Origin of the sequence: Klebsiella sp. KP20-425-1, from assembly GCF_025813515.1 — a bacterium.
Taxonomy (GTDB): domain Bacteria; phylum Pseudomonadota; class Gammaproteobacteria; order Enterobacterales; family Enterobacteriaceae; genus Klebsiella; species Klebsiella pneumoniae.
Map to the genome: position 1 here is coordinate 4,301,535 of NZ_CP109614.1, position 21,477 is coordinate 4,323,011.

The 21,477-nt window shown below is 58.0% G+C and carries 18 protein-coding genes; all 18 read right to left on the minus strand.

Features of this window, described 5'->3' with window-relative positions; all coding sequences use genetic code 11:
• Nucleotides 1-28: 28 nt before the first annotated feature.
• Nucleotides 29-421, minus strand: a complete 393-nt coding sequence (gene mutT / locus OHJ17_RS21105) for an 8-oxo-dGTP diphosphatase MutT (RefSeq protein WP_002888641.1) — start codon at nt 419-421, stop codon at nt 29-31.
• Between the two features lie 58 nt (nt 422-479).
• Nucleotides 480-3,185, minus strand: a complete 2,706-nt coding sequence (gene secA, locus OHJ17_RS21110; protein ID WP_002888638.1) for a preprotein translocase subunit SecA — start codon at nt 3,183-3,185, stop codon at nt 480-482.
• Between the two features lie 62 nt (nt 3,186-3,247).
• A complete protein-coding gene (gene secM, locus OHJ17_RS21115; RefSeq protein WP_002888635.1) occupies nt 3,248-3,745 on the minus strand; it encodes a secA translation cis-regulator SecM in 498 nt (165 codons plus the stop codon).
• Nucleotides 3,746-4,067: 322 nt separating this feature from the next.
• A complete protein-coding gene (lpxC, locus tag OHJ17_RS21120; RefSeq protein WP_002888632.1) occupies nt 4,068-4,985 on the minus strand; it encodes a UDP-3-O-acyl-N-acetylglucosamine deacetylase in 918 nt (305 codons plus the stop codon).
• A gap of 100 nt (nt 4,986-5,085) precedes the next feature.
• The gene (gene ftsZ / locus OHJ17_RS21125; RefSeq protein WP_002888628.1) at nt 5,086-6,237 is read right to left on the minus strand and encodes a cell division protein FtsZ; all 1,152 of its coding nucleotides are present in this window, start codon (nt 6,235-6,237) and stop codon (nt 5,086-5,088) included.
• 62 nt (nt 6,238-6,299) lie between these two features.
• Entirely contained in the window at nt 6,300-7,562 is a 1,263-nt protein-coding gene (ftsA, locus tag OHJ17_RS21130; RefSeq protein ID WP_002888625.1) for a cell division protein FtsA, read from the minus strand.
• The gene (gene ftsQ / locus OHJ17_RS21135; RefSeq protein WP_002888624.1) at nt 7,559-8,389 is read right to left on the minus strand and encodes a cell division protein FtsQ; all 831 of its coding nucleotides are present in this window, start codon (nt 8,387-8,389) and stop codon (nt 7,559-7,561) included. Before ftsQ ends, ftsA begins: the two co-directional genes overlap by 4 nt.
• 1 nt (nt 8,390) lies before the next feature.
• Nucleotides 8,391-9,311, minus strand: a complete 921-nt coding sequence (locus tag OHJ17_RS21140; protein WP_002888623.1) for a D-alanine--D-alanine ligase — start codon at nt 9,309-9,311, stop codon at nt 8,391-8,393.
• A complete protein-coding gene (gene murC / locus OHJ17_RS21145) occupies nt 9,304-10,779 on the minus strand; it encodes a UDP-N-acetylmuramate--L-alanine ligase (RefSeq protein WP_004145947.1) in 1,476 nt (491 codons plus the stop codon). Before murC ends, OHJ17_RS21140 begins: the two co-directional genes overlap by 8 nt.
• Nucleotides 10,780-10,826: 47 nt before the next feature.
• A complete protein-coding gene (gene murG, locus OHJ17_RS21150; RefSeq protein ID WP_002888566.1) occupies nt 10,827-11,897 on the minus strand; it encodes an undecaprenyldiphospho-muramoylpentapeptide beta-N-acetylglucosaminyltransferase in 1,071 nt (356 codons plus the stop codon).
• The gene (gene ftsW, locus OHJ17_RS21155) at nt 11,894-13,168 is read right to left on the minus strand and encodes a cell division protein FtsW (protein ID WP_002888565.1); all 1,275 of its coding nucleotides are present in this window, start codon (nt 13,166-13,168) and stop codon (nt 11,894-11,896) included. Before ftsW ends, murG begins: the two co-directional genes overlap by 4 nt.
• Nucleotides 13,168-14,484: a UDP-N-acetylmuramoyl-L-alanine--D-glutamate ligase gene (murD, locus tag OHJ17_RS21160; protein WP_004151364.1), complete on the minus strand. Its 1,317-nt coding sequence runs from the start codon at nt 14,482-14,484 to the stop codon at nt 13,168-13,170. Before murD ends, ftsW begins: the two co-directional genes overlap by 1 nt.
• Nucleotides 14,485-14,486: 2 nt before the next feature.
• Entirely contained in the window at nt 14,487-15,569 is a 1,083-nt protein-coding gene (gene mraY, locus OHJ17_RS21165) for a phospho-N-acetylmuramoyl-pentapeptide-transferase (RefSeq protein WP_002888562.1), read from the minus strand.
• Entirely contained in the window at nt 15,563-16,921 is a 1,359-nt protein-coding gene (murF, locus tag OHJ17_RS21170; RefSeq protein ID WP_004177411.1) for a UDP-N-acetylmuramoyl-tripeptide--D-alanyl-D-alanine ligase, read from the minus strand. Before murF ends, mraY begins: the two co-directional genes overlap by 7 nt.
• Complete coding sequence (gene murE, locus OHJ17_RS21175) at nt 16,918-18,405, minus strand: UDP-N-acetylmuramoyl-L-alanyl-D-glutamate--2,6-diaminopimelate ligase (protein WP_023328788.1); 1,488 nt, start codon at nt 18,403-18,405, stop codon at nt 16,918-16,920. The genes murF and murE overlap by 4 nt, the downstream gene beginning before the upstream one ends.
• Nucleotides 18,392-20,158 carry a peptidoglycan glycosyltransferase FtsI gene (locus tag OHJ17_RS21180; RefSeq protein WP_002888559.1) on the minus strand — a complete coding sequence of 589 codons (1,767 nt, stop codon included), beginning with the start codon at nt 20,156-20,158 and terminating at the stop codon, nt 18,392-18,394. The genes murE and OHJ17_RS21180 overlap by 14 nt, the downstream gene beginning before the upstream one ends.
• A gap of 15 nt (nt 20,159-20,173) precedes the next feature.
• On the minus strand, nt 20,174-20,539 hold the full coding sequence (gene ftsL / locus OHJ17_RS21185) for a cell division protein FtsL (protein WP_002888550.1): 366 nt from the start codon (nt 20,537-20,539) through the stop codon (nt 20,174-20,176).
• A complete protein-coding gene (gene rsmH / locus OHJ17_RS21190; protein WP_002888547.1) occupies nt 20,536-21,477 on the minus strand; it encodes a 16S rRNA (cytosine(1402)-N(4))-methyltransferase RsmH in 942 nt (313 codons plus the stop codon). The genes ftsL and rsmH overlap by 4 nt, the downstream gene beginning before the upstream one ends.

The window sequence follows — 21,477 nt, forward strand, 5'->3', positions numbered from 1 at the left end:
CTGGCGGGTTAGCCTCGCGACCCGGGGCTCAGCCCTGGGCGATAAGTTTGCTGATAACCGGTTCATTCGCCGGAGGAAACGCCGCCGGATCCAACGTTGGTCCCGCCATCCACCGACCCGGCTGCCCTTCTTTACCCCACGGCTCGCCTTGCCAACTTTCCACGAGGAAAAACCACAGCGTAATATGGCGATCGGGGAACTGATACTCCAGCTTATCAAAGAGCGAAGAGGCGGTGACCGTAATCCCAACTTCCTCCTGCAGTTCGCGGATTAGCGCCTGCTCAGGCGTCTCATCAGATTCAATCTTCCCGCCCGGGAACTCCAGCTTATTCGCCATATGGGCATCGGCGGCGCGCTGGGTAATAAAGATTTCGCCTTGCGGATTGCGAATTATCCCGACGGCGATTTGCAGTTTTTTCATTGAATGCGCTCCATAAAAAAGGCGCAGAACTCTGCGCCTTTGTTTGTTTTATCAGACCTTAGCTCAGACGGCCGTGGCACTGTTTGTACTTTTTGCCGGAGCCGCACGGGCACGGATCGTTACGGCCCACTTTACGTTCGCCGGTTTGCGCCGCCAGATCCTGGGCTGCGGCTTCATCATCGCTCTGATGGCTGAGCTGCTGCATCTGCGCCAGGCGCTCGGCCTCTTCACGACGCTGCTGTTCCATCGCCTCGACTTCTTCCGGCATCCGCACCTGGACTTTGCTCAGGGTGCTGATCACTTCATACTTCAGTGACTCCAGCATCGCGGCAAACATTGAGAACGATTCGCGCTTGTACTCCTGCTTCGGATCTTTCTGCGCATAGCCGCGCAGGTGGATACCCTGGCGCAGGTAATCCATCGCCGCCAGGTGCTCTTTCCACAGCGAATCCAGAGTCTGCAGCATCACGCCTTTCTCGAAGTGGCGCATCATCTCGGCGCCGACCACTTCTTCTTTACGCTGGTAGGTTTCTACCGCGCTCTGCAGAATACGTTCGCGCAGGGTCTCTTCATGCAGCTCCGGCTCTTTATCCAGCCACTCTTTGATTGGCAGGTCGAGGTCGAAGTCGTTTTTCAGACGCTCCTGCAGACCTTCGATATCCCACATCTCCTCCAGCGACTGCGGCGGAATATGGGCATCGATCGTCGCCTTAAAGACGTCTTCGCGGATACTGTTGATGGTTTCGCTGACGTCAGACACGTCCAGCAGCTCGTTACGCTGGGTGTAGATCGCCCGGCGCTGGTCGTTGGCCACATCATCATATTCCAGCAGCTGCTTACGGATATCGAAGTTACGGCTTTCCACTTTACGCTGGGCGTTGGCGATCGCCTTGGTGACCCACGGGTGCTCAATCGCCTCACCTGGTTTCATTCCCAGTTTACGCATCATGCCAGACACGCGATCGGAGGCGAAGATACGCATCAGGGCATCTTCCATTGACAGGTAGAAGCGGGAAGAACCGGCATCCCCCTGACGACCAGCACGGCCGCGCAGCTGGTTATCGATACGGCGAGATTCATGACGCTCGGTACCGATGATGTGCAGACCGCCTGCGGCCAGTACCGCATCGTGGCGTACCTGCCAGTCGGCTTTGATTTTCTCAATCTGCTCTGGCGTTGGGTTTTCCAGCGCAGCGACTTCCGCCTGCCAGCTACCGCCGAGCATAATATCGGTACCACGACCCGCCATGTTGGTGGCGATGGTCACCGCGGAAGGGTAGCCCGCCTGGGCGACGATATCCGCCTCGCTGGCGTGGAATTTGGCGTTCAGGACGTTGTGCTTGATGCCGGCTTTAGTCAGTTCGCGGGAAACCACTTCAGATTTTTCGATCGAGATAGTCCCCACCAGCACCGGCTGACCGGCAGCGGTACGAGTTTTGATATCTTCGATAATTGCCTGAATTTTTTCCGCTTCGGTCATATAGACCAGATCCGCCATGTCTTTACGGATCATCGGACGGTTGGTCGGTACAACCACGGTATCCAGCTTATAGATAGAGCTGAATTCAAAGGCTTCGGTATCGGCTGTACCGGTCATCCCCGCCAGCTTCTCGTACAGACGGAAGTAGTTCTGGAAGGTGATAGAGGCCAGAGTCTGGTTCTCGTTTTGGATCTCCACGCCCTCTTTGGCCTCAACGGCCTGGTGCAGACCATCGGACCAGCGGCGGCCCTGCATCGTACGGCCAGTGTGCTCATCGACGATGATAACTTCGCCATCTTTGACAATGTAGTCAACGTCGCGGGTGAACAGCGCATGGGCGCGCAGCGCGGCGGTAACGTGGTGCATCAGCATAATGTTGGTTGGAGAGTACAGGGACTCACCTTCATCCATAATGCCTTCCTGTACCAGCAGCTCTTCAATCAGCACCAGACCACGTTCGGTCAGGTTAACCTGACGCGCTTTTTCATCCACCGAGAAGTGGCCTTCGCCAGTGAAAGTATCCGAATCCTCTTTTTCCTGGCGGATCAGATGCGGGATGATTTTGTTTACCTTGCGGTACATTTCAGAGCTGTCTTCCGCCGGGCCGGAAATGATCAGCGGCGTACGCGCCTCATCGATCAGGATGGAGTCCACCTCATCCACCAGCGCATAGTGCAGTTTACGCTGAACGCGCTCTTCCGGGCTGAAGGCCATGTTGTCGCGCAGGTAGTCGAAGCCGTATTCGTTGTTGGTGCCATAGGTGATATCGGCAGCGTAAGCTTCACGCTTCGCCGGCGCCGGCAGGCCGGACATGTTGATGCCAACTGTCATGCCCAGGAATTCAAACAGCGGGCGGTTATTTTCGGCGTCACGCTGGGCCAGATAGTCGTTGACGGTCACTACGTGAACGCCTTTGCCGGTTAGCGCGTTGAGGTACGCCGGCAGGGTCGCGGTCAGGGTTTTACCTTCACCGGTACGCATCTCAGCGATGCAGCGATCGTTAAGCACCATACCGCCCAGCAGCTGGACGTCGAAGTGGCGCATGCCGAATACGCGCTTACTGGCTTCGCGAACGACGGCGAAAGCTTCAGGGATCAGGCTTTCCAGCGTTTCGCCTTTTTCCAGGCGCGCGCGGAATTCAGCGGTTTTCGCTTTCAGCTCGTCATCAGAGAGTTTTTCCATCGCCGGTTCCATGCCGTTGATGATATTGACGACTTTGCGCATACGACGCAGCGTACGGTCGTTACGGCTGCCGAAAACCTTGGTTAACATTTTGATAAGCATAATAAAATCTCAAACGCCCCGCGGTGCGGAGTCACAAAAAATAGGATGGTCCGTGGTTATTTTCAGCTGAGACGTTGAGGCCCTGCGCGGATCCCCGCCACCTGGCTTATCCAGGCGCTGACGCGGAAGGCAGAATATGAAGAAGGGATGTAACCCGCCTGGCGGATCACCACCGGCGGCGTGCTGTCCTGCGTCAGCAGCGCGCTGAGGGTGTCGAGCAGCGCCAGATGCTGAGCCTGCAGCGGGGAAGTTTCTTCCGCGACCGGCAGCGCCTGCGGCGCCATGGCGAAGGAGAGATGACGAATAACGGTGCGAATGGCGTGCTGATGCCAGTAGTCGACGGTAAAGCTGGGCCTGCGATTCGTCTCCAGAAGCGCCAGCTGAGAGAAATTAACCTTGCTCGGATTGTGATTGCTGGCGGTCGCCTTCGCTGGCGCCGCGGTCTCGTGACCGTTGCTTAGCGCAGGCAGGCCGAGGCTGGCCGCGACCATCCCCAACAGGAGATGCGGCCAAAAATACCGTCTGCCAAACTGTCGCCAGCGCGTCAGCAATCCACTCACGTTCATTACCTTTCTTTGCTAGACCCGTCGTCGTTCAGGCTGTCTCTTTATTGATGTTTTTCGCAGGACAACCTGATGTCCACGGGGTAAAGCAACCCTGAGAAATAATTTTGCGCTCAAATACTAACATTAATACCGGCCTGAGGCAGCATGAATGAAGGCGATTGCCCGGCGAAAACGCTTAATAAAGCAGCGAACGCACGCTAATTATTATCCAGGGATCGCAGCGAAAATAACTGGAGGGTGCTATAAAAGAAAAACGACTGGCTCCCTGGTCGGAGAGAGTACCAGGTTACCAGTCGAATTTACTGAATGGTCAGGCTTACGCCAGAACCATCGACGGTGCGCGGAACGCCATTGGCAGTTTTGCGTCGTCTTCGAAGGTCACATACTCCCAGGCTTCCTGTTTTGCCAGAACCGCCTGCAGCAGTTTGTTGTTCAACGCGTGACCCGATTTGTACGCCGTGAATGCGCCGATAATGTTGTGACCACACATAAACAGGTCACCGATCGCATCCAGCATTTTGTGGCGAACAAATTCGTCTTCAAAGCGCAGACCGTCTTCGTTCAGTACGCGATAATCGTCAACAACGATGGCACAATCGAAGCTGCCGCCCAGGCACAGGCCGCGGGACTGCAGATATTCGATATCGCGCATAAAACCGAAGGTACGCGCACGGCTAATCTGACGCATGAACGCATCGGCCGAGAAGTTCAGCGTATAGCGCTGGGTGCTGGCATCAATCGCTGGATGGTTAAAATCGATGGTGAAGTCCAGCGAAAAACCATTGTACGGTTTGAATTCAGCCCATTTGTCGCCATCTTCAACGCGAACCGTCTCTTTGATACGTACAAATTTCTTGGCGCAGTTCAGTTCATCAATGCCGGCGTCCAGCAACAGATAAACGAACGGAGCCGCACTGCCGTCCATAATCGGGATTTCCGGCGCATCGACTTCAACAATAATGTTGTCGATACCCAGGCCAGCCAATGCGGCGTTCAGGTGTTCAACCGTAGAAATCCGCACGTCATGCTCATTAACCAGGCAAGTACAGAGCATGGTATCACGCACAGATTTGGCATCAGCCGGAAAATCTACCGGTGGATTCAAGTCGGTGCGACGATAGATGACCCCGGTATTTGCCGGCGCAGGGCGTAACGTCAGTGTGACTTTCTTGCCGGTATGCAAACCGACGCCAGTCGCCTGAACGATACGTTTAAGAGTCCTTTGTTTGATCATCGTATAATCTCGCCAATTTACCTATCCAACCGAAGTGTACACCACTATCGGGAGGCCAGTTTAGCACAAAGAGCGCAGATGCCCAACTTCCAGTCGATTCTTAATCGGCTTGCTTACGCAGGAAGGCTGGGATATCCAGATAATCCGGCTCTTTCGCGGTTTGCGGCGTATTGTCGTTCACCACTTTGGCTGCCGGCTTCTGCTCTTGCGTCAGCGGCGACATACCATGCTGCTGGTAACGATCCATCACCGGCTGCTGAACCTGCTTGTTGGTTACCAGGGTGATTTCCGGACGCTTATCCATGCCAATACCGGTCGCCACTACGGTCACGCGCAGCTCGTCGTTCATATCCGGGTCCAGAGAGGTACCGATAACCACGGTCGCATTATCCGAGGCAAAAGCACGGATGGTGTTACCCACAGTTTCGAACTCGTCCAGACGCAGGTCGAAGCCCGCAGTAATGTTGACCAGCACGCCGCGCGCGCCTGACAGGTCGATATCTTCCAGCAGCGGAGAAGAGATAGCCATTTCAGCCGCTTCTTCCGCACGGTCTTCACCGCTCGCCACCCCGGAGCCCATCATCGCGTAGCCCATTTCAGACATCACGGTACGGACGTCCGCGAAGTCGACGTTCATCAGACCCGGACGGGTGATCAGTTCGGCGATACCCTGCACCGCGCCTTTCAGGACGTCGTTTGCCGCGCCGAATGCGTCGAGCAGGGAAATTCCACGACCCAGGACCTTCAGCAGCTTGTCGTTCGGGATGGTGATCAGTGAGTCAACGTGCTTGGACAGCTCGGTGATCCCCTGCTCAGCGAACGCCATGCGCTTCTTACCTTCAAAATTAAACGGCTTAGTGACCACCGCAACGGTGAGGATCCCCAGATCTTTCGCCACTTCCGCGACTACGGGCGCCGCGCCGGTACCGGTACCGCCGCCCATGCCTGCCGCGATGAACACCATGTCTGCGCCATCAAGGGCTGCGCGCAGCGCTTCACGGTCTTCATCAGCCGCGTTACGGCCGACTTCCGGGTTCGCGCCCGCGCCCAGACCTTTGGTAATACCGCTACCGATCTGGATAGTCTGGCCAACCGCCGTCTTACGCAGCGCCTGCGCATCGGTATTTACCGCGAAGAATTCAACACCCTCAATGCGCTCGCGCACCATGTGTTCAACGGCGTTACCGCCGCCGCCACCGACGCCGATGACTTTAATCACCGCGTCGTTGGTCAGTTCCATAGGTTCAAACATAGTTTCTCTCCGTCTTGTGCCTGTCGCCTGAGAACGCTAATTGTCTGCGTTCTCTTAAAAAATTAAAACTCTTTTCGCAGCCAGCTGTTGAGTCGCTTAATCCACGAGCCCACTGAGGCCGTCACGCGTTTTTCTACTTCCGCTTCACCACTGAGATGTGACTCTTTTCCGTAGTGCAGCAGCCCCACCGCCGTTGAATAATACGGCTCCTGGGCATAGTCGGTTAAACCGGTGATGTTCAGCGGCGCGCCAATGCGCACCTGAGTATGGAACACGCGCTGCGCACAGGCCGCCAGACCTTCAATTTGCGCCGCGCCGCCGGTTAACACAATCCCCGCCGCCAGATGATGTTTAACACCCTGCTGGCGGAGCTGTTCCTGCAGCTGCAGGATCTCTTCATTGACCAGGTTAAGCAGCTCGGTATAGCGCGGTTCAATCACCTCTGCCAACGTCTGACGCTGCAGGCTACGCGGAGGACGTCCACCGACGCTCGGTACTTCGACGTTTTCGTCTTTACCGACGATGGAACCCAATGCGCATCCGTGACGAACCTTAATCGCTTCGGCATCGCTCGGCGGCGTACCGAAGGCATAGGCGATATCGCTGGTCACCACGTTACCGGCATACGGGATCACTTTGGTGTGACGCAATGCGCCGCCGGTGTAGACGGCGATATCCATTGTACCACCGCCGATATCCACAACGCAGACGCCCAGCTCACGTTCGTCTTCTGTTAATACCGAATAACTGGCCGCTAACCCGGCGAAAATAAGTTGGTCAACTTTCAGACCACAACGTTCCACTGCTTTAACAATGTTTTTTGCCATATCGTTATGGCAGGTGATCAGATGCACCTTCGCCTGCATACGCACGCCGGACAGCCCTACCGGGTTTTTAATCCCTTCCTGGTAGTCGATAGCATATTCCTGCGGAATCACGTGCAGGACACGATGTTCATCGCGAACGCGAACCGACTTCGCGGTGTGGACCACGTTCTCGACGTCGTCCTGCGTCACTTCTTCTTCCGAAATCGGTACCATCCCGATTTCATTCTGACAGCTTATATGTTTACCCGAAAGTGCCAAATAAACTGATGAAATCTGGCAATCCGCCATCAGTTCGGCCTGGTCGATGGCGCGCTGTACGCATTTCACCACCGACTCGAGGTCGTTCACACCGCCTTTATCCATACCACGCGATGGGCAACTGCCCACGCCGATGATATTGATCATGCCGTCGGGCAGAACTTCCCCTACTAAAGCGGCCACCTTGGCGGTGCCAATCTCCAGTCCAACTACCAGTTTTCTGTCCGTCGCCTTGATCATTGTTGTTCTGCCTGTGCCTGATTCTGTTGTTGATTAGTTTCCTCTGCGGGAGCAGGTACCCAGCCCACTGCCGCACCCGAGTCATAACGCAAATCAACGTAGCTAATCCGTTTGCCGTCGGTCTGCGCCTGCTGCTGAAGAACCGGGTAGAGTTCCATAAAGCGCTGAAGCCGTTTCATGGTATCGCCACGGCCAAGGTTGAGCTTGATGTCATTATTAAGCGTCAACTGCCAGGAGCGACGGGCGGTCATCGCCGCCACTTTCAACGTGAATTTATCCTTTGCCAGCACCTGCCCCATGTCACGATACCCCTGCAGCACTTCGTTCTCGCTGCCTTCGGGACCGTATAACATCGGTAAATTCTGTTTGCTGGTGCGATCCGCCGGCACGCTGAAGGCATTTCCTTCTGCATCCACCATATGTTGATCATTCCAGCGCGCAATCGGCACATATTCAACCAGATGAATCTTCAATTCATCGGGCCACTGCTTTCGGACGCTCGCCTGCTTAATCCACGGCAGACGTTCAATCTGGCTCTGGATGATGTTCACATCCTGAGTCATAAAGGTACCCGGCGAACCCAGCGCCAGGATCGCCTGACGGATGTCATCATTGCGCGTATAGTGGCGCTCGCCGGTCACCACCATCTTCGACAGCGGTAAGCGCTGCGCATCTTCCATCCAGCCAAGAACCATCCACCCGCTGACCAGCACGGTAAACAGCACCGCCAGCAGGAAAACGATCCCTGCCAGCCGCGTTCCATTACTCCGACGCGAAGAAGAAGCCTCTTCTTCATGGTTCCGCGTATTCAGCGCAGCCTGCGACATATCACCCCGCCAGGTCCAGAATTCGTACAACAAGCTGGGAGAAGCTCATTCCTGCCTGACGCGCCGCCATTGGCACAAGGCTATGGCTGGTCATGCCCGGGGAAGTATTCGCTTCCAGCAGATAAAACTGGCCATCGCTGTCCAGCATCACGTCAATACGGCCCCAGCCTTTGCAACCCAGAACATTCCAGGCTTTAAGCACCAGGTTCTGAATAGCGGACTCACGCGCGGGATCTTCAAATCCTGGGCAGAAATATTGCGTCTCATCAGAGAGATACTTCGCCTCATAATCATAGAAGGTTCCCGCGGCCTGGATACGTATTGACGGTAAAATTTCTTCACCGACTATGGCGACGGTAAATTCCGGTCCACTGAGCCATTTTTCGACCAAAACTTCATCATCATGCTGAAAAGCCAACGCCAATGCACTCGCTAAATCACAACTTTCGCTGACTTTCGACATCCCGACGCTGGAGCCTTCACGGCTCGGCTTGATGATGACCGGCAGACCCAGCGCCGCAATTTGCTGTTCGACGTCAGTAGACAGCCCGGCGGCAAACTGGGCGCGGGTCAGCGCCACCCACGGCGCGACCGGTAATCCGGCGCCCTGCCACAGCCACTTGCTGCGCAGTTTATCCATTGAAATCGCCGAAGCCATCACGCCGCTGCCGGTATAAGGCAGCTGGATTAACTCCAGCAGCCCCTGCAGAGTGCCATCTTCCCCGCCGCGGCCGTGGAGGGCAATAAACGCTTTCTTAAAGCCCTGCTTTTTTAGCTGGGTAATATCAACATCGCGCGGGTCGACCGGATGGGCGTCCACCCCGCCTTCACGCAGCCCGGCCAACACCGCCGCGCCTGAATTCAGCGACACTTCACGTTCAGCGGAGGTTCCACCGAAAAGCACCGCGATTTTATCAGCCATGGCGCTCCTCCTCCGTTTTTTGCGGGATCAGTTTGATTTCAGCCAGGTGGCGGGCGATTTTACCGATGTTACCGGCGCCCTGCACCAGTACTAAATCGTTGCCGGTCAGGACTGACGCCAGCATCTCCGCGGCCTGGGCCGAATCGGGCACCAGGATCGGATCCACTTTCCCGCGACCGCGAATGGTGCGGCACAGCGAGCGGCTGTCGGCGCCCGGGATCGGCGCTTCGCCCGCCGGATAGACGTCCAGCATCAGCAGGGCATCCACCTGGGTCAGCACGTTGGCAAAATCATCATACAGATCGCGGGTACGGGTATAACGGTGCGGCTGGAATACCATCACCAGGTTTTTATCCGGCCAGCCGGCGCGCGCTGCTTTAATGGTGGCGTCCACTTCCGTCGGGTGGTGACCGTAATCATCGATCAGCATCGCGCTGCCCGGTTTGCCGTTGACTTCGGCCAGCGGAAACTCGCCAAGAAAATCAAAGCGGCGTCCAGTTCCCTGGAAGCTCTCCAGTGCGCGCAGAATAGCCCGATCGTCAATCCCCTCTTCCGTCGCCACGGCGACGGCCGCCGCCGCGTTCAGCGCGTTATGGCGTCCCGGGGCATTGAGCGTCACCTGCAGGATCGCTTTATCCTGGCGCACCAGGCGGAAATGCCCCTGCGCCCCAACCTGACGATAGTCCTCGACGCGTACGTCGGCGTCGTCGCTAAAACCGTAGGTGGTGATCTGCCGGCCAACGCGCGGCAACAGTTCCCGGATCACCGGATCGTCCACGCACATCACCGCGCGTCCGTAGAACGGCAGGTTGTGCAGGAAGTTGATAAAGGTCTGCTTCAGATTCTCGAAGTCGCCATGGTAGGTATCCATGTGATCGGCTTCGATGTTGGTGACAATGGCCACCATCGGCTGCAGATGCAGAAACGACGCGTCGCTCTCATCCGCTTCCGCGATCAGGTAACGGCTATGGCCAAGGCGGGCATGTACGCCCGCCGCTTTTACCAGCCCGCCGTTGACAAAGGTCGGGTCCAGCCCGGCCTCGGCGTAAATGCTGGATACCATCGCGGTGGTGGTGGTTTTGCCGTGGGTCCCGGCAATGGCGATCCCGTGGCGAAAGCGCATCAGCTCCGCCAGCATTTCGGCACGACGGATCACCGGGATACGCGCCTCATGCGCGGCAACGATTTCCGGGTTATCTGCCGAAATCGCGCTGGAAACGACAACCACGCTGGCATCACGCACGTTTTCCGGGCGATGGTTGAAATAAATGGTGGCGCCAAGCTGCGACAGCTGCTGGGTCACCGGATTCGGCGCCAGGTCGGAGCCGCTGATCTGGTAACCTTCGTTAGCCAACACTTCGGCAATACCGCCCATACCGGCACCGCCGATGCCGACAAAGTGAATGTGCCGAACGCGACGCATCTCGGGCACTATGGAACGCAGTTTTGCCAAATCTTGTGTATTCATTCTTTACGCCATCAACTTCTGTATTCGGGCGGTGAAAATCACCGCAATTAGCGCGCCAAAGCTACGGCGCTGACCTCTTCTGCTACCCGCTCGGTAGCGTCCGGAATCGAAGCGCCACGCGCTCGTTCCGCCATATCCAGCAAGGTTTCCCGATCCCAGCTCGCCAGGGTAGAGGCAACCGCCTCTACCGTGAACTCAGGCTGTTCAAGAATTTTCGCCGCGCCGGCTTTCTCCAGCGGCAGCGCATTCCAGTACTGCTGACGATCTTTGTGCTGGAACGGGACAAACAGCGCTGGTAAACCTGCGGCCGCGATTTCGCTAACCGTCAGCGCGCCGGAACGGCAAACCACAACATCTGCCCAGGCATACGCCGCGGCCATGTCATCAATAAATTCCGTCACTTTATGCTGCGGCTGTCCGGCGGCGGCATAGGCCTGCTGCACGGTTTGCTGGCCGCCTTTGCCGCTTTGATGCCAGATGGTCACCGTAGCGCCGAGCTTCGCCGCCACCTGCGGCATCGTCTGGTTCAGGACGCGCGCGCCCTGAGAGCCACCGACCACCAGCACGCGAATCGGTCCCTGACGGCCAACCAGACGCTGACCTGGCAGCGGCAGCGCCAGTACATCGGTGCGCACCGGGTTCCCAACGACGTCCGCATGCGGGAACGCGCCGGGAAACGCCTGCATCACTTTCTTCGCAATCTTCGCCAGCCACTTGTTAGTCAGGCCGGCAATGCCGTTTTGCTCGTGGAGGACCACCGGGATCCCCAGCGACCACGCCGCCAGACCGCCAGGCCCGGAAACATAGCCGCCCATGCCCAGCACCACGTCCGGCTGGAAACGCTTCATGATCGCCCGCGCCTGACGCCAGGCGTTAAAGATACGCACCGGCGCCAGTAGCTGCGCTTTGATACCTTTGCCACGCAGGCCGGAGATGCGGATAAAATCAATTTCGATGCCGTTTTTCGGCACTAAATCCGCTTCCATACGATCGGCGGTACCCAGCCAGCGAACCTGCCAGCCCTGGTCCATTAAATGGTGCGCGACCGCCAGTCCCGGGAACACATGCCCGCCGGTACCGCCCGCCATCACCATCAACCGCTTTTCCTGACCGCTCATCGCACACCCCGTGTAAACGCCTGGGCTTTTTCCAGACGCGTTTCATAATCAATTCGCAACAACAACATAATGGCCGTCGACATAATCAACAGACTGGAACCACCATAACTGATCAGCGGCAGCGTCAGACCTTTCGTCGGCAGCATCCCCGCCGCCGCGCCGACGTTAACTAACGCCTGGAAGCTAAACCAGATACCAATCGCACAGGCGAGGAAGCCGGAAAAGCGATGATCGATCTCCAGCGCTTTACGGCCAATCGACATGGCGCGGAAAGCGACGAAGAATACCATTAAAAGCGCCAGTACCACACCGATATAACCGAGTTCTTCGCCGATAATGGCGAAGATAAAGTCAGTGTGCGCTTCCGGTAAATACTCCAGTTTTTGCACCGAGTTGCCGAGGCCCTGCCCCCACATCTCGCCGCGGCCGAAAGCCATCAGCGACTGGGTCAGCTGGTAGCCGCTGCCGAACGGGTCTTCCCACGGGTTCCAGAAGGAGGTCACGCGGCGAATACGGTATGGTTCGGCGAGGATCAGCAGGACCACCGCCGAAATACCCATGCCGATAATGGCGATGAACTGCCACAGCTTCGCGCCGGCGAGAAACAGCATCGCCAGCGTGGTGACGAACAGGACCACCACGGTACCGAGGTCAGGCTGCGCCAGCAGCAGGATGGCCAGTACGAAAATCACGCCCATCGGTTTTAAGAAGCCGCGCAGGTTGTTACGCACTTCGTCGGCTTTACGCACCAGATAGTTGGCGATGTAGCAGAACAGCGACAGCTTGGTGAACTCCGCCGGCTGAATACGCAGCGGACCAAGGGCTATCCAGCGCGATGCGCCGTTTACCGAGCTGCCTACTACCAGTACGATCAGCAGCATGACGATCGAGGCGATCAGCATCGCGGTACTGTGGCGCTGCCAGAAATCCATCGGCAGACGTAGCGTAATCATCGCCAGCGCGAAGGCCAGTACAATGTACAGGCCGTCACGCTTGGCGAAGAGGAAAGGATCGTTCGCCAGGCGCTGTCCGACCGGCATCGACGCCGAGGTCACCATAATAAAGCCGATCGCCGCCAGGCCGAAGGTCAGCCATAGCAGCATCCGGTCATACATCACCAGACTGTCGTTATCTTTCGGGCGCGAGCCCATCACCCAGCCTTTCAGCGCAGCGAATAGCCAGGCGAAAATAAACATCCCCGGCAGTCGCGGCAGTCTCAGCCGAGGCAGGCTCAGCTGCGGCATTCTCAGGCGTGGGAGAGAGAAACGCATCAACCTAACTCCTTCGCCAGACGGGCAAACATCTCGCCCCGTTGTTCAAAGTTCTTAAACTGATCCAGGCTGGCGCAGGCCGGCGACAGGAGCACCATGTCCCCCGCTTTCACCAGGGGAGCAATCTGACGCATCGCCTGTTCCATAGTCTCAGTTTGTACCGCCACCTCAGGACGCAGCTCAGCGAGCTCGGCGCCATCGCGACCAAAGCAGTACAGGCGAATACGATCGCCGCCGAGGTAGCGCTTCAGCGGGGTAAAATCAGCGGACTTGCCGTCGCCGCCCAGCAGCAGATAGAGCGTGCCGTCCAGCTGCAGGCCGTTCAGCGCCGCCTCGGTGCTGCCGACGTTGGTCGCCTTCGAGTCGTTAATCCAGCGTACGCCGTTGTGATCCAGCACCAGCTGGAAACGGTGCGCCAGACCGGTAAAGGTGGTCAGCGCCTTCAGGCTGCTGGCCCGCGGCAGACCTGCGGCATCGGCCAGCGCCAGCGCCGCCAGGGCGTTGCTGTAGTTATGCTGACCGGTGAGAGGCATCTCTTTCACATTGAGGACTTTCTCACCTTTAACGCGCAGCCAGGTTTCGCCCTGCTGGCGGTTAAGGTGGTAGTCACCGACATCGACGCCAAAGCTAATGCAGCGTTCGTCCGCCCCGCGTACCGGCATGGTGAGCGCATCGTCCGCATTCACCACGCAGGTCTTCGCATTCTCGTAAATCCGCAGCTTCGCCGCGCGATACTGCTGCAGTCCCAGCGGGTAGCGGTCCATATGGTCCTCAGTCACGTTGAGGATGGTTGCCGCCACCGCCTGCAGGCTGGAGGTGGTTTCCAGCTGGAAGCTGGAGAGCTCCAGCACATACAGCTCTCGATCGGTGTCCAGCAGCATCAGCGCCGGCAGGCCGATATTGCCGCCCACGCCGACGTTAACTCCAGCGGCTTTCGCCATCTCGCCCACCAGGGTAGTAACAGTGCTTTTGCCGTTAGAACCGGTAATGGCGATAATCGGCGCCTGCGCTTCGCGGCAGAACAGTTCGATATCGCCAACGATCTCTACGCCAGCGTCGGCCGCTGCGCTGAGCGAAGGATGGGCCAGCGCAATCCCCGGACTGGCGACAATCAGGTCCGCCGCCAGCAGCCAGGTATCATTGAGTCCGCCGACATGGCATTCGACCGATTCGGGTAATTTATCCAGCCCCGGAGGCGCGACGCGGGTGTCCATCACGCGCGGGGTTACGCCGCGCGCCATGAAAAAGTCCACGCATGACAGGCCGGTCATGCCCAGCCCAATTATGACGACTTTTTTACCCTGATAATCTGCCATGATTAACGTACCTTCAGCGTCGCCAGGCCAATCAGCACCAGCATCAGCGAAATAATCCAGAAGCGCACGATAACGCGCGGCTCCGGCCAGCCTTTCAGTTCATAGTGGTGGTGGATCGGCGCCATGCGGAAGATGCGCTGACCGCGCAGCTTAAAGGAGCCGACCTGCAGAATAACCGACAGCGTTTCCACCACGAAAACCCCGCCCATGATCACCAGCAGGAACTCCTGACGCAGCAGCACGGCGATAATGCCCAACGCGCCGCCGAGCGCCAGTGAACCGACGTCGCCCATAAAGACTTGCGCCGGGTAGGTGTTGAACCACAGGAAGCCCAGCCCCGCCCCGACAATCGCCGTACAGACGATCACCAGCTCGCCGGCGTGGCGCAGATACGGGATATGCAGGTAGTTGGCAAAATTCATGTTGCCGGTGGCCCATGCCACCAGCGCAAAGCCTGCCGCGACGAAAACGGTCGGCATAATCGCCAGGCCGTCGAGGCCGTCGGTCAGGTTGACGGCGTTGCCGGTACCGACGATAACGAAGTAGGCCAGCAAGATATAGAACAGCCCCAGCTGCGGCATTACGTCTTTAAAGAACGGCACCACCAGCTCGGTTGCCGGGGTATCTTTCCCCGCCAGATACAGCGCGAAGGCCACGCCCAGGGCGATCACCGACATCCAGAAATACTTCCAGCGGGCGATCAGGCCTTTGGTATCTTTGCGCACGACTTTACGGTAATCATCAACGAAACCGATGATGCCGTAGCCGATTAATACCGTCAGTACGCACCAGACGTACGGGTTAGATGGATAGGCCCACAGCAGAACGGAAACGGTGATCGCGGTGAGGATCATGATCCCGCCCATGGTCGGAGTACCGCGTTTACTGAAATGAGACTCCGGGCCGTCGTTACGTACGACCTGGCCAAAGGCGAGTTTTTGCAGACGGGCGATCATGCGCGGGCCCATCCACAACGAGATGAACAGCGCGGTCAGCAGGCTGACGATGGCGCGAAACGTCAGATATGAAAAGACGTTAAAGCCGGAATAATATTTGACCAAGTGTTCGGCCAGCCATACTAACATGTCCCAGTCTCCTGTAATGCGCGTACTACCTCTTCCATGGCGGCACTACGTGAACCCTTCACTAAAATGGTCATTATTTTGTGCTCCGCCAGCAGCTCGCGCAGGCGAGCCACCACGGCGGCTTTATCGTTAAAATGTTCGCCCACGCCGCTGGCGCGGCTGATATCCGCGCTCAAGGCGCCGACGCTGAGGACGCAATCCAGACCCGCCGCTTTCGCCGCTTCGCCGACTTCGCGATGGCAGGCCGCGCTCTCCGCGCCAAGCTCTGCCATATCGCCGACCACCATCGTGCGAAAGCCGGGCATCTCTGACAGCACCTGCACCGCCGCGGTCATCGAACCAACGTTAGCGTTATAGGAATCATCCAGCAGCAGCTGGCTCTCGGTCAGCCGGATCGGGAACAGACGTCCCGGAACGGCCTGCAGCTGCGCCAGTCCGGCTTTCACCGCCGCCAAATCGGCGCCTACCGCCATCGCCAGCGAAGTGGCGGCCAGCGCATTAGCGATGTTGTGGCGTCCCGGCAGCGGCAGCAGTACGTCAACGTTACCGGTTGGGGTCTGCAGCGTAAATTCGGTGCCGTGGCTGGTGATCTGCACATTGGTCGCCGTGAAATCGCTGTTCGCCGCGTTCGGCGAGAAGCGCCACACTTTGCGATCGCCAATCACCGCCTGCCAGTTCAGCCAGTCGTTATTGTCGGCATTGAGGATGGCGATGCCATTTTCCGGCAGACCGGTATAGATTTCGCCCTTCGCCTTCGCCACGCCCGCCAGCGAACCGAAACCTTCCAGGTGCGCCGCAGCAAGGTTGTTGACCAGCGCCGCTTCCGGACGCGTCAGGCTGACGGTCCAGGCGATTTCGCCCTGGTGGTTGGCGCCGAGTTCGATCACCGCGTACTGATGCTCTTTGGTCAGCCGCAGCAACGTCATCGGGACGCCGATATCGTTGTTCAGGTTGCCGGCGGTATACAGTGTGTTGCCGCACTGGCTGAGGATCGCCGCGGTCATCTCTTTAACCGAGGTTTTACCGGACGAGCCGGTCAGGGCGACGACGCGAGTCGGCACCTGCTGACGCACCCAGGCGGCTAACTCACCGAAAGCCTGCCGGGTATCGTTCACAATCACCTGCGGGAGATCGCAGGCCAGCGGACGACTCACCAGCAGCGCGCCGGCGCCCGCCGCTTTCGCCTGTTCGGCAAAATCATGGGCGTCGAAACGCTCCCCTTTCAGCGCCACAAACAGGCAGCCCGCCGTCACTTTACGGGTATCGGTGGTCACCTCGTCGATAGCGACATCGCTACCCTGCCGTTCGCCATGGGCGATCGCGGCAAGTTGACTTAACGTAAAGCGAATCATGCTACCGCTCCCAGCAGACGCGCGACGGTCACGCGGTCGGAATAATCCAGACGGCGGTTGCCGACGATCTGGTAATCTTCATGGCCTTTACCCGCCACCAGCACCACGTCGTTCTCTTTCGCCTGCATCACGGCGTTGGTCACCGCTTCCGCGCGGCCTTCCATCACCTTCGCCTGAGCTGCATCGAGCATGCCGGCCAGAATATCGTTGATAATCGCCCGCGGCTCTTCGGTGCGCGGGTTATCGTCAGTCACGACCACGATGTCGGCAAATTCTTCCGCGATAGCGCCCATCAACGGACGTTTACCTTTGTCGCGGTCGCCGCCGCAGCCGAAGACGCACCACAGCTTGCCGCTGCAGTGCAGGCGTGCCGCCTGCAGCGCTTTTTCCAGCGCGTCAGGCGTATGGGCATAATCCACCACCACGGCAGGTTTACCCGGCGCGCTGAACACTTCCATACGGCCGCACACCGGCTGTAAACGCGCTGCGCTCTTCAGCAGATCGGCCAGCGGATAGCCCAGCGCCAGCAGCGTGGCCAGCGCCAGCAGCAGATTGCTGACGTTAAAGGCGCCCATCAGGCGGCTTTCGATTTCGCCCTTGCCCCAGCTGGAGTCAAACTGGATGGTCGCCCCGCTGTCGTGATAGTTCACCGCGGTGGCCTTTAGCCAGCGGCCGTGGCAATTCGGGTTGATATGATCTTCCATCGATACCGCCACCGCGTCCGGCAGCTTCGCCAGCCAGCGACGACCGACTTCATCGTCAGCATTGACGATGGCCTGACCGCAATGATGGGTGGAGTACAGCAGCCATTTCGCCGCTTCGTAGTGCTCCATGTCGCCATGGTAGTCGAGATGATCGCGGCTGAGATTGGTAAACACCGAGGCGGCAAACTGCAGGGCCGCTACGCGGTGCTGTACCAGACCGTGGGAGGAGACTTCCATCGCGCCGAAGGTAGCCCCCTGCCCGACCAGACTGGAGAGCACATGTTGAACGTCCACCGCGGAACCGGTGGTGTTTTCAGTTGGAACGACTTTATCCAGCAGACCGTTACCGACGGTCCCCATCACCGCGCTGGTTTCGCCGAGCAGCTTTGCCCACTGCGCCAGCAGCTGAGTGGTGGTGGTTTTCCCGTTGGTGCCGGTGACGCCCACCAGACGCAGCTGCTGCGACGGCTGATGATAAAAACGCCCGGCCAGCGCCGATAAGCGTTCGTTAAGCTGGCTCAGGTAGATAACCGGCACGCCGTGCATTTCACGGATCTCACCGTCTTTAGCTTCGCCCTGCGCTTCAGCAATAATGGCAGCCACACCTTGCGCTATCGCCTGCGGGATATAACGACGCCCGTCCGCCTGATGACCCTGTACCGCGATAAAGAGATCGCCGGAAGCAGCCACCCGGCTGTCCAGCGTCATCTCTCGCAGAATGCGCTCCGGTGCGTTTGGCACCCATGGAGCGAGTAGGTCGCGCAAATTACGATCTGCCACCTGTTCCCTCGCCTTGATTAATTACAAATTCACTTTTTTCGCCCGTTGCCAGCGCATCCGGCTCGATGTTCATGGTGCGCAATACGCCGCCCATGATGGCACCGAAGACCGGCGCGGAAACGGCGCCACCGTAGTATTTACCTGCCTGCGGGTCGTTGATCACCACCACCAGCGCGAAGCGCGGATGGCTGGCGGGCGCAACGCCTGCGGTGTAAGCAATATATTTGTTGATATAGCGGCCATCCGGCCCCACTTTTTTCGCCGTACCGGTTTTAATCGCGATGCGATAGCCTTTGATCGCCGCTTTCACACCGCCGCCGCCGGGCAGCGCCACGCTTTCCATCATATGAACGACGGTACGAACGAGTGATTCCGGGAAGACGCGCTCGCCCGGAACCGGAGGATCAACCTTGGTAATCGACAACGGGCGATAGATGCCATAGCTGCCAATCGTTGCGTAGACTCGCGCTAACTGTAACGGGGTTACCATTAGCCCATAGCCGAAAGAAAAGGTGGCCCTCTCTATGTCAGACCACCGTTGTTTTTGAGGATATAAGCCACTGCGTTCTCCGACCAACCCCAAATTGGTCGCCTTTCCAAGCCCAAAACGTGAGTAAGTATCTACTAACGCTGAGGACGGCATCGCTAACGCCAGCTTAGAAACACCGACGTTACTCGACTTCTGTAGCACCCCGGTCAGGGTCAATTCGCTGTAGCGCGCCACGTCTTTGATTTCGTGGCCGTTAATTCGATAAGGCACGGTATTGAGCACGGTATTTTCGTTGACGATACCGCGCTGCAGCGCCGTCATGACCACCATCGGTTTCACCGTCGAACCCGGCTCAAACACGTCGGTAATCGCACGGTTACGCATGGTGTCTTTTGCCGTACCGGCGAAGTTGTTCGGGTTATAGGATGGACTGTTGGCCATCGCCAGCACTTCACCGGTGTTAACATCCACTAACACGGCGCTGCCCGACTCGGCTTTGTTAAAGGCCACGGCGTTGTTTAGCTCGCGATAGACCAGCGCCTGCAGGCGTTCGTCGATACTCAGCGCCAGGTTGTGCGCTGCCTGGCTATCGGTAGAAGAGATGTCTTCAATTACCCGGCCATAGCGGTCTTTACGCACGATACGCTCGCCCGGCTGACCGGTAAGCCATTTATCAAAGCTTTTCTCAACCCCTTCAATCCCCTGGCTATCGACGTTGGTAAAGCCGATGAGGTGAGCGGTTACTTCCCCGGAAGGGTAGTAACGACGGGATTCTTCGCGCAGATGAATGCCCGGCAGCTTCAGCTTCTTGATGTAATCGGCCATGTCAGGGTTAACCTGACGCGCCAGATAGATAAACCGCATCCGCGGATTGGTATTGATGCGCGTCGCCAGCTGATCCAGCGGCATATTGAGGGCATCCGCCAGCGCCTTCCAGCGCGTATCCAGGGTAACCCCGCCGGCGTCATGGAGCTCTTTCGGGTCGGCCCAGATAGCCTTCACCGGCACGCTGACCGCCAGCGGACGTCCGGAGCGATCGGTAATCATCCCGCGCGCGGTGGACACTTCCTGTACGCGCAGAGAACGCATATCGCCCTGGCGCACCAGCATATCGGGGCTGATCACCTGTAGCCAGGCGACGCGCCCCAGCAGAAAAGCCAGCGCCAGCAGAATACAGCCGCACAGCAACGCAAAACGCCAACTGATAAAGTTGGCCTGTTCTTCCTGACGTTTTGCTTTAGGCGTTTTTGGCGCTGCTTTCATCCGTCGCAATAATCCTTATTTCTGTACAACGATATTTTCTTGTGATGGATCGACGTGTTGCATCTGTAACTTCTCGGTCGCGATCCGCTCAACCCGACTGTGATCGCCGAGCGCGTTCTCTTCGAGGATCAGGTTGCGCCACTCAATATCCAGGGCGTCGCGCTCCAGAACCAGCTGTTCACGCTGCGCGGTCAACAGGCGCGTGTGATGCGCAGTGGTGACCACGGTAATCGCCGTAATAATGATGCAAATGAACAGGCAGAGTGGCAGTTTCCCAAACCGCAGAAGGTCGTCCCCGATCACGCCAGGCAAAGCATGGCGCTCGTTGCTTCCAATCGACCCTTTAACCTTGCTTAAGGCCTCTGTCACTCTGCCGATCATGCGTTCGTCCTCTCTGCGATACGCAGCACTGAACTACGGGCGCGTGGATTCTCTGCCACCTCTTCTTCGCCCGGCATCAACTTGCCTAGTGCTCGCAACTCACGGCCGCCCAGTTTTTTGAGCTGCGCTTCGGTCATCGGTATTCCCGCCGGAACCTGCGGACCGCGGCTTTGCTCACGCATAAAGCGCTTCACAATGCGGTCTTCCAGCGAATGAAAACTAATGATCGACAGCCGCCCGCCCGGGGCCAGCACGCTGAGCGAGCTTTTTAGCGCCTGCTCTATCTCCTCCAGTTCACTGTTTACCCATATGCGCACCGCCTGGAAGGTACGGGTCGCGGGATGTTTGTGCTTATCTTTTACCGGCATCGCCGCGGCGATGACTTCCGCCAGCTCTTTGGTGCGGGTCATCGGCTGAATGCGATTACGTTCGACGATCGCGCGGGCGATACGTTTGCCGAAACGCTCTTCGCCAAAGGTTTTAATCACCCAGGCGATATCGTCTTCTTCAGCCGTCTGCAGCCATTCGGCCGCGGACTGACCGCGCGTCGGATCCATGCGCATATCCAGCGGCCCGTCACGCATAAAGGAAAAGCCGCGTTCCGCATCGTCAAGCTGCGGGGAAGAGACGCCGAGATCGAGCAGAATGCCGTCGATCTTACCGGTAAGATTGCGCTCGCCGACGTACTCAGCGAGTTGTGAAAAGGGACCATGTACGATGGAAAAGCGGGGGTCATCGATGGTTTGCGCGACGGCAATCGCCTGCGGGTCGCGATCGATAGCCAGCAAGCGTCCTTCCGCACCCAGCCGGGAGAGGATCAGGCGCGAGTGACCGCCGCGGCCAAAAGTACCATCAATATAGATACCGTCTGGACGAATATTGAGGCCGTTGACGGCTTCATCCAGAAGTACCGTAGTATGTTTATAATTTTCCATCAT